The organism is Paucibacter sp. Y2R2-4, from assembly GCF_025717535.1.
In the GTDB taxonomy this organism is placed as follows: Bacteria; Pseudomonadota; Gammaproteobacteria; order Burkholderiales; family Burkholderiaceae_C; genus Paucibacter_A.
Genome location: NZ_JAJIRO010000001.1, coordinates 19829 through 33404, shown reverse-complemented (window position 1 = coordinate 33404; position 13576 = coordinate 19829). Strand labels below are relative to the sequence as shown.

The following is a 13576-nucleotide window of genomic DNA, read 5'->3' as shown; positions in this document are numbered from 1 at the left end:
GGAGCGATCCTCCGCGTCTTCGTTTTTGGCGGAAATTTCAGTCCCAGTTTTTCAGCGCTGCTGCTGAATTTCATCAACAGCGCCCAACAGGCCGATCGACTTTCGAGCGTCCTCGCGAAATTAACCAAGTGAGCTAACCATGCCCTCATCCATTTTGTCCTTCGGAACGGCAGCGATCCAAAAGTTGAGCACCAAAGGCTTGGCCAAGCTCACCACGGAAGACTGGGCAGCGTTTTCCTCGGACCAAATCGTAGCGCTGACAACCGCCCAGGTGAGTTCACTTGGCTCGTTCGCCATTCGAGCACTCGGCACCGATCAGCTCAGAGCTCTGGAGTCAGATGACTTCCGCGTGCTGAACTCCGCAGCGATTCGCGCGCTGACCACTGACCAGTTCGCCGCCTTGGGGACCGATCAAATCGAACGCCTCACCTCAGCGCAACTGAAGGTGCTGGCCTCCAACCAGATCGCGGGTCTTTCCAGCGACAGCCTGAATGCGCTGACGACCGAACAATTCCGCAGCCTGGGCTCAGCTCAGATCGGCGCCATCAGCACCGATCAGCTGCGCACCATGACCACCGAAGACCTGGCAGCCATCAGCACGGCATCGGTCAGGGGCTTCAGTTCCAGCCAGATTGGCGCATTGACTTCGGACGGCATTGTTGCTCTGAGCACGGCCCAAGTGGCTGCCTTGACCTCTGCCCAGTTGCGCGGGCTCAACAGCGACCAGATCGCCAAGCTGGAAACTGACGACTTGCGCGCGATCAGCACCGCGGCCTTGCGCGCCTTGGGAACGGACCAACTGGCGGCTCTGGGCACCGATCAGATTACCAAGCTGACCTCGGCGCAGGTCAACGCGCTGAGCTCCACTCAAGTCAGCGGTTTAAGCAGCGACAACCTGAACGCCTTCACCACCGAGCAGTTCAAGTTGATGGGCTCGGCCCAGATCGCTGCCATCAACACCGATCAGTTGCGCACCCTGCAGACGGAGGACTTGGCCGCTATCAGCACGGCCGGTATCCGAGGCCTGAGCTCGGCCCAGATCGCTGCGCTGACGACGGACGAAACTGTGGCGCTGACGACCGCGCAATTCTCGGCCCTGACTTCCGCTCAAGTGCGGGGTTTGAACAGCGATCAGCTCTCCAAACTGGAGACCGATGATCTTCGTGCGATCAGCACAGGTGCTTTGCGAGCACTGGGTACGGATCAACTCGCGGCTCTGGGTACGGATCAAATTGGCAAGCTGAGTTCCTCACAGGTCAACGCACTCACCTCCACACAGATCAGCGGGCTGAGCAGCGACAACCTCAACGCCTTCACCACCGAACAGTTCAAGCTGATGGGTTCGGCCCAGATAGGCTCAATCAACACCGATCAGCTACGCACCATGCAAACGGAGGACTTGGCCTCCATTAGCACCAATGGTATCCGCGGACTGAGCTCGGCACAGATCGCCGCGCTGACCACGGACGAAACCGTGGCCCTGACCACGTCCCAGTTCGCTGCGCTGAGTTCCGCCCAAATCAAGGGTCTGACCAGCGATCAACTGTCCAAGCTGGAAACCGATGACCTGCGCGCCATCAACACCGCGGCTCTTCGCGCATTGAGCACTGAGCAGCTTGCCGCCCTGACCACTGATGAAATTGCCAAGCTGAGCACCTCCCAGGTCAACGCCCTCACCTCCACCCAGATCAGCGGGCTGAGCAGCGACAACCTGAACGCCTTCACCACCGAGCAGTTCAAGCAAATGGGCTCGGCCCAGATCGCTTCGATCAACACCGATCAGCTGCGCACCATGAGCACGGAGGATCTAACCTCCATCAGCACCGCCGGCATCCGAGGCCTGAGCTCGAGCCAAATTGGCGCGCTGACCACCGACGAAACCGTGGCCTTGACCACGACCCAGTTCGCAGCACTGACCTCCGGACAGGTACGCGGCTTGAACAGTGATCAGCTCTCCAAGCTGGAAAGCGATGACCTGCGCGCCATCAGTACCGCAGCGATCAAGGCCCTGGGCACGGATCAACTCGCCGCCTTGACGACAGAGGAAATCAGCAAACTGACGACTGCTCAGGTCAATGCGCTCACCTCCACTCAGATCGCAGGCTTGAGCAGCGACAACCTGAACGCCTTCACGACCGAGCAGTTCAAGCTGATGGGTTCGGCCCAAATCGGCGCGATCAACACCGATCAGCTGCGCACAATGACCACCGAGGATCTGGTCGCCATCAGCACCAGCGGCATCCGCGGCTTGAGCTCCGCCCAGATCGCCGCGTTGACGACAGATGAGGCCGTGGCCCTGACCACGGCCCAGTTCGCCGCGTTGACCTCCGCTCAGGTGCGAGGTCTGAACAGCGATCAACTCTCCAACCTGGAGAGTGATGATCTGCGAGCCATCAGCACCGCCGCGCTGCGTGCCCTCGGCACCGATCAGCTGGCAGCCCTCACCACGGATGAGATCAGCAAGCTGAGTTCCGCGCAAGTCAATGCCCTGACCTCGACTCAAGTGGGTGGCCTGAGCAGCGATAACCTGAACGCCTTCACCACTGAGCAATTCAAGCTGATGGGCTCGGCCCAGGTCGGCGCGATCAACACCGATCAATTGCGCACGATGACCACGGAAGACCTGGTGGCCATCAGCACCAACGGCATCCGAGGCCTCAGCTCCACACAAGTGGGTGCGCTGACTACCGACGAGACAGTGGCCATGACCACGGCACAGTTCGCCGCGATGAGCTCGGCGCAAGTGCGTGGCTTGAACAGTGATCAACTCTCCAAGTTGGAAACTGATGATTTGCGCGCCATCAGCACAGCAGCTCTACGCGCCTTGAGTACCGATCAACTCGGAGCCTTGACCACCGACGAAATCAGCAAGCTGACATCCGCTCAGGTCAATGCACTCACATCCACCCAGATCGCCGGGCTGAGCAGCGACAACCTGAATGCATTCACGACGGAGCAGTTCAAGCTGATGGGCTCGGCCCAAATCGGCGCGATCAACACCGATCAGCTGCGCACCATGACGACCGAAGATCTGGTCGCCATCAGCACCAATGGCATTCGTGGTCTGAGTTCGGCCCAGATTGCCGCGCTGACCACCGACGAGACCGTGGCAATGACCACGACCCAATTCGCTGCCCTGACTTCCGCACAAGTGCGTGGTTTGAACAGCGATCAGCTCTCCAAACTGGAGAGCGATGACCTGCGTGCCATCAGCACCGCCGCCATTCGAGCCCTGAGCACCGATCAGCTGGCCGCTTTGACGACCGAGGAAATCAGCAAACTGACCACCGCACAGGTCAACGCCCTCACCTCCGCCCAGATCGCGGGCCTGAGTAGCGACAATCTGAATGCATTCACGACTGAGCAGTTCAAGCTGATGGGCTCGGCCCAAATCGGCGCGATCAACACCGATCAGCTGCGCACGATGACGACCGAAGATCTGGTCGCCATCAGTACCAACGGCATCCGTGGACTGAGTTCGGCCCAGATCGCCGCGCTGACCACCGACGAAACCGTGGCGATGACCACCGCCCAGTTCGCCGCCCTGACCTCCGCACAGGTGAAGGGTTTGACCAGCGACCAGATTTCCAAGTTGGAAAGCGATGACCTGCGCGCCATCACCACAGCACCCGTTCGCGCCTTGGGCACGGATCAACTGGGCGCATTGACCACTGACGAAATTTCCAAGCTTACTTCGGCCCAGGTCAATTCACTCACGTCCACGCAGATCGCGGGCCTGAGCAGCGATAACTTGAACGCCTTCACAACTGAGCAGTTCAAGCTGATGGGCTCGGCACAGATCGGTGCGATCAACACCGATCAACTGCGCACCATGCAGACCGAAGATTTGGTCGCCATCAGCACAGCAGGCATCCGAGGCCTGAGCACGGCGCAGATCGCCGCGCTGACCACCGACGAAACCGTGGCGCTGACCACCGCTCAGTTCGCCGCGCTAACTTCGGTTCAGGTTCGCGGCTTGAACAGCGATCAGCTGGCCAAGTTGGAAAGCGATGACCTGCGTTCGATCAGCACCGCATCACTGCGAGCCCTGGGCACCGAACAGTTGGCGGCACTGAGCACAGATCAAATCGCCCAACTGAGCTCAGCCCAAGTCAATGCCTTGACCTCGACCCAAATTGGCGGTTTGAGCAGCGACAACCTGAACGCTTTTACGACAGAGCAGTTCAAGCTCATGGGCTCGGCACAGATCGGTGCCATCAACACCGATCAACTGCGCACCATGACGACCGAAGATCTGGTCGCCATCAGCACCAACGGCATTCGCGGCCTGAATTCTGCACAGATTGCCGCGTTGACCACGGACGAAACCGTGGCGATGACGACCGCCCAGTTCGCTGCCCTGACCTCAGCCCAAGTACGCGGCCTGAACAGCGATCAAATCGCCAAGCTGGAAACCGATGACCTGCGCGCCATCGGCACCGCAGCCATTCGCGCCCTGAGCACAGATCAGTTGGCCGCATTGACCACTGATGAGATCAGCAAGCTGAGCTCCGCTCAAGTCAATGCCCTGACTTCGACCCAAGTGGGTGGCCTGAGCAGCGATAACTTGAACGCCTTCACGACCGAGCAATTCAAGCTGATGGGATCGGCCCAGATTGGTGCGATCAACACCGATCAGCTGCGCACCATGCAGACTGAAGACTTGGCCGCCATCAGCACCAACGGCATACGAGGTCTGAGTTCGGCCCAAGTCGGCGCGTTGACGACAGACGAAACCGTGGCCCTGACCACCGCTCAGTTCTCGGCCATGACCTCGGCTCAGGTGAAGGGTTTGAACAGCGACCAGCTCGCCAAGCTGGAGAGTGATGACCTGCGGGCCATCAGCACCGCCGCGATTCGGGCCCTGGGCACGGATCAGCTGGCTGCCCTGACCACCGACGAGATCAGCAAGCTCACTTCTGCCCAAGTCAACGCACTCACATCCACTCAAGTCGGCGGCCTGAGCAGCGAAAACTTGAACGCCTTCACCACCGAGCAGTTCAAACTGATGGGCTCGGCCCAGATCGGAGCGATCAACACCGATCAGCTGCGCACGATGACAACGGAAGACCTGGTTGCCATCAGCACTGCCGGCATCCGCGGCCTGAGCTCAGCTCAGATCGGCGCCTTGACGACGGACGAGACCGTGGCCCTCACCACGACCCAGTTCGCCGCCTTGACCTCCGCACAAGTACGTGGATTGAACAGTGACCAACTCTCCAAACTGGAGACCGATGACCTGCGTGCCATCAGCACCGCCGCGATTCGCGCCCTGGGCACGGATCAATTGGCGGCCTTGACCACCGATGAGATCAGCAAGCTGAGCTCTTCACAGGTCAACGCGCTCACCTCGACGCAGATCGCCGGCCTGAGCAGCGACAACCTGAACGCCTTCACGACCGAGCAGTTCAAGCTCATGGGCTCGGCGCAGATCGGTGCCATCAACACTGATCAGCTACGCACCATGACGACCGAGGATTTGGTCGCCATCAGCACCAACGGGATTCGTGGTTTGAGCTCGGCCCAGATTGCAGCGCTGACCACCGACGAGACCGTGGCTCTGACGACGGCCCAGTTCGCCGCGCTGACCTCGGCACAAGTCCGCGGTTTGAATAGCGATCAACTCTCCAAGCTGGAGAGCGATGACCTGCGCGCCATCAGTACTGCTGCAATCCGAGCCCTGGGCACGGATCAGCTGGCCGCATTGACTACTGACGAGATAGGCAAGCTCAGCTCCGCTCAAGTCAACGCCCTGAGCTCGACTCAGATCGCCAGCCTGAGCAGCGACAACCTGAACGCCTTCACGACAGAGCAGTTCAAGTTGATGGGTTCAGCGCAGATTGGGGCGATCAACACCGATCAGCTGCGCACCATGACGACGGAAGATTTGGTTGCCATCAGCACCAACGGCATTCGTGGTCTGAGCACGGCCCAGATTGGCGCCTTGACGACTGACGAAACCGTGGCACTGACCACGTCGCAGTTTGCCGCCCTGACTTCCGGTCAGGTGCGTGGTTTGAACAGCGATCAACTCTCCAAGCTGGAGAGCGATGATCTGCGCGCGATCAGCACCTCCGCCATTCGCGCCCTGGGCACCGATCAGTTGGCCGCCCTCACCACCGAGGAGATCAGCAAACTCACCACCGCACAGGTCAATTCCCTCAGCTCGACGCAAATTGCCGGCCTGAGCAGTGACAACCTGAATGCCTTCACGACCGAACAGTTCAAGCTGATGGGCTCAGCACAGATCGGTGCCATCAATACCGATCAGCTGCGCACCATGACGACCGAGGATCTGGTCGCGATCAGTACCGCTGGCATCCGAGGCCTGAGCTCAAGCCAGATCGCAGCCCTCACCACCGACGAAACCGTGGCCTTGACCACGACCCAGTTCGCCGCACTGACCTCCGCCCAAGTGCGTGGTTTGAATAGCGATCAGCTCTCCAATCTCGAGAGTGATGACCTGCGCGCCATCAGCACCGCGGCGATTCGAGCCCTGGGCACCGATCAGTTGGCTGCCTTGACCACCGACGAGATCGGCAAACTGAGTTCGGCCCAGGTCAACGCGCTCACCTCTACGCAAATTGGCGGCTTGAGCAGTGACAACTTGAACGCCTTCACCACCGAACAGTTCAAGCTGATGGGCTCAGCGCAGATTGGGGCCATCAACACCGATCAGTTGCGCACGATGACGACCGAGGATCTGGTCGCCATCAGCACCAACGGCATCCGCGGTCTGAGTTCGGCGCAAATTGCCGCGCTGACCACCGACGAGTCCGTGGCCCTGACCACAGCCCAGTTCTCGGCCTTGACTTCTGCACAGGTCAAGGGCTTGAACAGCGACCAAATCGCCAAGCTGGAAAGCGATGACTTGAGGGCCATCAGCACCGCCGCAATTCGGGCCTTGGGTACCGATCAGTTGGCGGCCATGACCACCGATGAAATCAGCAAGCTGATCACCTCGCAGGTCAATGCTCTCACCTCCACCCAGATCGCAGGCCTGAGCAGCGACAACCTGAATGCCTTCACGACCGAGCAGTTCAAGCTGATGGGTTCCGCCCAGATCGGTGCGATCAACACCGATCAGCTGCGGAGCATGCAGACGGAAGACTTGGCCGCGATCAGCACCAATGGCATCCGCGGTTTGAGCTCGGCCCAGATCGCCGCGTTGACCACGGACGAGACCGTGGCCCTGACCACGACCCAGTTCGCGGCCCTGACCTCCGCACAAGTGCGTGGTTTGAACAGCGATCAGATCGCCAAGTTGGAAACCGATGACTTGCGCGCCATCAGCACCGCCGCCATTCGTGCCCTGGGCACCGATCAGCTGGCGGCGCTGACCACCGACGAGATCAGCAAGTTGAGCTCCTCACAGGTCAACGCGCTGACATCGACGCAGATCGCTGGCCTGAGCAGCGACAACCTGAACGCCTTCACCACCGAGCAATTCAAGCTGATGGGCTCGGCCCAGATTGGGGCGATCACCACCGATCAGCTGCGTGCGATGAGTACCGAGGATCTGGCCTCGATCAGCACCAGCGGTATCCGCGGCTTCACGTCCGTGCAGCTCGGCGCCCTGACGACCGACGAATTCGTGGCCATGAGCAGCGCACAGTTCTCGCAACTGACAACGCAGCAAATTGGCGGGCTGACGACCGAACAGATGAGCAAGTTCGAGACTGAAGATCTGCGGGCCCTGTCCACCGCAGCCTTGCGCGGCCTGGCCAGCGATCAGTTTGCGGCCTTGGGGACCGATCAGCTGCGTGCCTTGAGCACCGCTCAGGTCGCATCGATGACCACCAGCCAGGTCAAGGGCCTTTCCACCGACAACTTGAACTCGCTGACCACCGAGCAATTCAAGGCCCTCAATTCCGCCCAATTGGGTGCAATGACGAGTGACCAGGTGCGCGGCTTGGCCAGCGACGATCTGTCGTCGATCAGTTCGACCGCCATCCGCGGCTTCACTTCTGATCAGTTGGCCTCGTTGACAACGGACTCTGTGGTGGCCATGAGCACGGCGCAGTTTGCGGCTCTAAGCTCCGCACAGACTTCGGGATTCAACACCGAGCAGATCGCCAATATGCAGACGGAGGATGTGCGAGCCCTGTCGACGGCGGCACTGTCCAAGTTCAGCACCGATCAGTTTGTGGCCTTGAGCTCCGACCAGATCACCAAGCTGAGCAGCAGCCAGATCGCCAGCATCAATTCGGCGCAGGTCCTGGCCATGGGCTCAGATGACCTCAACTCTCTGAGCTCGGCACAGTTCGCTTCACTCACTGCGGTGCAGGTGGCAGGTATCAGTACCGACATGATGCAGGCACTGCAGACTGAGGACCTGCGGGCCTTGAGTGTGTTCGCCATGCGTGCCTTGAACACCGACCAGCTGAATGCGCTGACGACTGACCAAGTCACCTCCCTGACCAATCTACAGCTGACCGCCTTGAGCACCACGCAGATCAGCGGCTGGGCGACCGATGATGTGCAGGCCCTGAGCACCCGCCAAGTGGCTGCACTGACGTCCTCGCAGATCTCCGTGATGTCCACCGACCAAATCAAGGTCATGGCGACGGAGGACCTGCGGGCCATGACGACAGCGGCTGTGCGCGGCCTGAACTCGGCTGATATGACGGCCTTCACCTCGGATCAGGTGGGTGCCTTCTCGAGCAGCCAGTTCGCCAGCTTCTCGAGTGCTCAACTCACCGGCCTGCAGACCGAAGATATCGGAGCCATTGCGACCAGCAGTTTGGTTGGTCTATCGACTTCGGGACTCTCTTCCTTCTCGACCGAGCAGTTCCAAGCGTTGACAACCGACCAAATCCACAGCTTCTCCAGCGCACAGATCCGCGCCTTTACTTCGGATCAGATCGGAACGCTGGCGAGCGATGATGTGGACGCCTTGAGCACGGCGCAGATCGCGGCCTTCACTTCATCGCAAATCCATGCCTTCAGCACCGATCAGTTCCATCGTTTCGGATCGGAAGACATCAAGGCTCTAACCACGGCGCAGATGGCCGGCATCACCACCGATCAGATCGTCAGCCTGACGACCGATCAGATCGCCGGACTTGAAGCTGTCGATATTGCCAAGATGAACATGACTCAAGTGTCCTCATTCACCACCGACCAGATCAGTGCGATGTCGGGTGATCAGTTGGACGCCTTGTTCCTGGCGACACCGATCGTCTTGGACCTGGACGGCAATGGTATTGACACCTTGTCGGCGGCCAGTGGCGTCAACTTCGACTTGAACGCCACCGGTCACGCTCAGAAATGGGGCTGGGTGGGCGGCAACGATGGTCTGCTGGTGATGGATAGAAACCATGACGGCCAGATCAATGACGGCAAGGAGTTGTTCGGCACCGGCACGGTTCTGGCCAACGGCAAACATGCAGCCAACGGCTACCAGGCCATGTCGGGCGAGGACAGCAACCACGATGGCAAGCTGGACCTCCATGACACTCACTTTAAGGATCTACGTGTCTGGGTCGATGCCAACCATGATGGCAAGACCGATGCCGGCGAACTTCGCACATTGACCGAGTTGGGCATCACCGAGATTGGATTGAACGCCAACAAGCACAGCGAGTTGGACAACGGCAATCTGATCGGCTTGGTCTCAGGCTACAAGACCGCGGATGGCGCAAGCCACACGGTGGCGGACGTCTGGTTCAGCAAGGATGTTCAGCCTGAAGGCGCCGCCCACGAGGCCAAACCCGATGTGAAGCTGGGTGACTTGTTGAGCGGCCCATCCGGTAGCCTGCTACAGGAAGCCAATCTGGCCAGTGGATTCACACCGCCCGCGTCGTCCGAGCATGCAGGCCATCTCCTGGTGCCTCGCAAGCACAATGATGAGGAAGATAATCGATTCAATCCTCTGATTTAAGAGGTGTTGATCGCACGGCGGGGAGAAATGCCTCTCCCCGGTGTCCAGGGCGCCTTGGGTCTGCGCAGGTCCCAAGGCGCTTTGGTTTATCTTCATTGCCCATTTTCTTTGATCCACTCTAGCGCGAGCACCGTGATGAGCAGCAACTTCAAAGTCCACCCCACAGCCGATGTGCAAAGCCCAAACATTGGCGCCGGAACCGTGATCTGGCAGTTCTGCGTGGTGCTGCCTGGCGCGCGCATCGGCCAGGACTGCAATGTCAATGCCCAGTGCCTGATCGAAAACGACGTTTTGGTGGGCGACCGAGTCACGGTCAAGTCCGGCGTGCAACTGTGGGACGGGATCACCGTGGAAGACGATGTCTTCATCGGCCCCAATGTGACCTTCACCAACGACAAATATCCGCGCTCGAAAGCCTATCCCGAGGCTTTTCAACGCACCTATGTCGAGCGTGGCGCCTCGATCGGCGCGAACGCTACGATTTTGGGTGGAGTGCGGATTGGGGCGGGCGCTTTGATCGGCGCCGGCAGTGTGGTGACCAAGGATGTGCCAGCAGACGAACTCTGGTTTGGCAACCCGGCGACCTACAAGGGGCCAAGTTCAGTCCGCTAGAAATGGCCGGGCCTTGTCGACCTGGCCCAAGCAGTGCCCATACTTCAAGCCGAGGCGCGCACCGCCTGGATCACTTGCTCGACTTGGGCCTCACTCATGCCGGGCCATATGGGCAAGCTCAGCACCTCCCGGTGCATCGCCTCCGAAATCGGAAAGGCACCCGCCTCGTAGCCCAATTCCGCGTAGGCGGGCTGCAGATGCGGCGGCACCGGGTAATGAATCAAACTGCCCACGCCTCGAGCGGCAAGGCGCCGCTGCAAGCCATCGCGGTCCGCGTGGCGGACCACGAACAAATGCCAAGCCGGCTCAGCCCAATCGGGCACAAAAGGCAGTTGCAAATCCAAGCCGGCCAAACCCTCTAGAAACTGCGCGGCAATCTGCGCTCTTTGCTCGGTGGCGGCACGCAATTGCGGCAACTTGGCCAAGAGAACGGCTGCCTGAATTTCATCCAGTCGTGAGTTAAAGCCCTTAAGCTCGTTGTGGTACTTGACCCGCGATCCGTAGTTGCGCAACACACGAACCGTGTCAAGCAAGGCCTCGTTGGAGCTACTGACGCCGCCGCCGTCTCCAAAGGCGCCCAGGTTCTTACCGGGATAAAAGCTCCAGGCCGAGATGTCCGCCAAATTGCCGATCTGGCGGTCTTTGTACCGGGCCGCATGAGCCTGAGCACAATCGTCCAAAACGCTGAGACCGTGAGCCCTTGCGAGCGCTCGGATCGCGTCCATATCGGCGGGCTGCCCGTACAAATGCACAGGCAGAATCACTTTGGTCTTGCGGGTAATGGCCGCAGCAACTTTCGAGGGGTCCAGATTGAAGGTCTTCTCATCGGGTTCGACCGGCACGGGACTAGCACCGCATTGGCTGACCGCCAGCCAGGTCGCAATGTAGGTGTTGGACGGCACGATGACCTCATCCCCCGGCCCGACGCCGAGCGCCAACAAGGAGAGATGCAGGGCGTCCAGACCGTTGGCGACACCGGCGCAAGCTCGGGCTTCACAAAACTCTGCAAACGCAGTTTCAAAGGCCTTCAACTCCTGCCCCAGCAAGAACCAGCCACTGGCAGCAACGCGCTGCAGAGCTTCATCAATGGCAGGTTTTGACGCCGTATAACTCGGCTGCAGATCCAAGAACGGAACTGAAATAGGGGTCTGTTGCTCAAGCGCCATGACGGTCTCCCTGCACGGCGCGCAAAAACTCGTCGTAATTGCGGATGTAGTCCTCGGCGCTGTAAATATCCGAGGCCAGCACCAAGAGAACGGCATCACGAGAGAACTGGTACTGAATACCCCACACCATCGGAGGGATGTGCAGACCGACGCGGGCGCTGTCCAGCAGGATTTCATCGCGGAACTGGCCGTCGTCCACTACGATGCCGCAACTGCCTTTCACGCAGACCAGGAATTGGTGGCATGCCTTGTGTGCATGCTCACCCCGCACTTCGCGGCTCGGGACGTCATAGACCATGAAAAAGCGCTTAGGTTCGAATGGAAGATGAGCACCCACCTCGCCGAAGGACAAGGCACCGCGCAAGTCGACGATCTTGGGCAAGCGGTGCAAGGCGGCTTGTTTGACATGCAAAACAGGCAAATCGCCGTCAGCAGCTCCGGTGCGGGCGGAGGCCGCTTGACCCGGCAGGTCAAGGTGAGGTGTATTGACGTAACCGGTAATGTGCGCGGGATTGCCCGCGACGATCGCATTGGGCGGTACATCTCGTGTCACGACTGAACCGGGAGTGACTCGGCAATTTGCACCCAAGGTCAGACCAGCACCAATCGTTGCATTGGCGCCGACTCGAGCACCCGAACGCAATACCGTGGTGCTGACGGCTTCGGCCGACGTTGCTTCAACGTCCGTCGCGAAAGAGGCGTTAGACCCAATCACTACGCCAGACTCGAGGACCATGCCCGACCAAAGAAAAACTCCGCCCCCTATTGAGACGCCATCCCCAATGGCAACACCAGAGCTAACGACTGAGTAATCTCCGATAGAAAAATTACTCCCTACCGACGCGGCCGGGTCAACAGAATAGTTCATTGTTTTTCCACTCATATTGCAAACTGCCTTGCCGCAAAAAATACCATCTTCCACAGAACAATTAAAAATTAACGTAGACGGTCAAAAATAGAACTTCAAATACCTCAATAAAGCGAGCCAAGCAGGATTCCGAAAAATCGCCAACAACCCACCAAATTCATTAAAACTCAATACTTCAAGCCACCATCAACTCAAAGACTTCTTTCACGCACCCTGAAATTGAAAGCAATTCTCAGCTATAGAAAATAGGCGATCCCACGATGGGAGGTCCCCCACCCACGCATCACAAGCCCGCAGTTTAACCATCAAAAAGTCGGGGTGCTGATATTCATTCTCAAAGTTCTTGGACGCCAACACAATTTTTGCGCCGGAGTTTATTGGCATAAAACAGGCGCGCATTTGGTTGGCTCTTACCAAGGCGTCATTGAGTGTCACCAAATCATTTTCCGCCCGGACCAAGACACACCGCTGACTGCGTTTGATTGCAGCGACAGTCTTATCTTTGAGATAAGAAAACTTTTGTTTCGCGACGACTAAGTGGTCCTCGACCTTGGCGGTGTCGATCTGACCTGTCGCGTTGGTCGCGAATTCATGCTGAAACAACAATCCTGAAAATTTCTCACGAACTCTTATGCCTTCATTCCCAGGCTCCCCAACCACATCCCAATTGCCGGACTGAAACATGGCATCACACAATTTATTAACAACATCGAATGATGTGCCGGGCGATATCAGCCAGTCGAAAAAAAAGGCGTCCGCCACGCCCGTACACCGACGAATTTGAAAAGCAGTCGCACAAAACTCGCCGACGCTAAAGTAATCATTCTTCATAAACATGAGATCAGGCGTACAAGCAATGTTCTTTCGCGAATTGCCTGATAGGCCACTGTACAAAACCAATTCGGACAACACCAGTGGCCACACTAACGGCAACGTGCCCGTTGGCCCAGACCTGCTGCACCGAAAAATGTACAGATCCGAATCGCCGAAACTCGTGAGCAAGCTGGCTCAAAACTGGCGCAATGTGACGCCACTCCTGATTGAGGT

Annotated in this window: 5 protein-coding genes; 2 read left to right on the top strand and 3 right to left on the bottom strand. The window is 58.8% G+C overall.

Going from position 1 to position 13576, the window contains the following annotated elements; all coding sequences use genetic code 11:
* Positions 1–139: 139 nt before the first annotated feature.
* Positions 140–9883 (top strand): beta strand repeat-containing protein, encoded by a 9744-nt coding sequence (locus LNV06_RS00100; RefSeq protein ID WP_263536217.1) that lies wholly within the window; start codon positions 140–142, stop codon positions 9881–9883.
* A gap of 135 nt (positions 9884–10018) precedes the next feature.
* Complete coding sequence (locus tag LNV06_RS00095; RefSeq protein WP_263536216.1) at positions 10019–10495, top strand: acyltransferase; 477 nt, start codon at positions 10019–10021, stop codon at positions 10493–10495.
* A 44-nt stretch (positions 10496–10539) separates the two neighbouring features.
* Here LNV06_RS00095 and LNV06_RS00090 read toward each other — a convergent pair whose 3' ends face one another.
* The 3 genes from LNV06_RS00090 to LNV06_RS00080 all read right to left on the bottom strand — a co-directional run bounded on the left by LNV06_RS00090 (position 10540) and on the right by LNV06_RS00080 (position 13366).
* Positions 10540–11661 (bottom strand): DegT/DnrJ/EryC1/StrS family aminotransferase, encoded by a 1122-nt coding sequence (locus LNV06_RS00090; RefSeq protein ID WP_263536215.1) that lies wholly within the window; start codon positions 11659–11661, stop codon positions 10540–10542.
* Positions 11651–12529 carry a WxcM-like domain-containing protein gene (locus LNV06_RS00085; protein WP_263536214.1) on the bottom strand — a complete coding sequence of 293 codons (879 nt, stop codon included), beginning with the start codon at positions 12527–12529 and terminating at the stop codon, positions 11651–11653. The genes LNV06_RS00090 and LNV06_RS00085 overlap by 11 nt, the downstream gene beginning before the upstream one ends.
* A 204-nt stretch (positions 12530–12733) precedes the next feature.
* Positions 12734–13366, bottom strand: coding sequence for a hypothetical protein (locus LNV06_RS00080; protein ID WP_263536213.1), 633 nt, complete (start codon positions 13364–13366; stop codon positions 12734–12736).
* Between the last annotated feature and the right edge of the window lie 210 nt (positions 13367–13576).

What these genes read in the sequence shown, in the direction of transcription:
- LNV06_RS00080 (WP_263536213.1), bottom strand. Translation starts at nt 13,366, where the DNA reads ATGTTTATGAAGAATGATTACTTTAGCGTCGGCGAGTTTTGTGCGACT.
- LNV06_RS00095 (WP_263536216.1), top strand. Translation starts at nt 10,019, where the DNA reads ATGAGCAGCAACTTCAAAGTCCACCCCACAGCCGATGTGCAAAGCCCA.
- LNV06_RS00090 (WP_263536215.1), bottom strand. Translation starts at nt 11,661, where the DNA reads ATGGCGCTTGAGCAACAGACCCCTATTTCAGTTCCGTTCTTGGATCTG.
- LNV06_RS00100 (WP_263536217.1), top strand. Translation starts at nt 140, where the DNA reads ATGCCCTCATCCATTTTGTCCTTCGGAACGGCAGCGATCCAAAAGTTG.
- LNV06_RS00085 (WP_263536214.1), bottom strand. Translation starts at nt 12,529, where the DNA reads ATGAACTATTCTGTTGACCCGGCCGCGTCGGTAGGGAGTAATTTTTCT.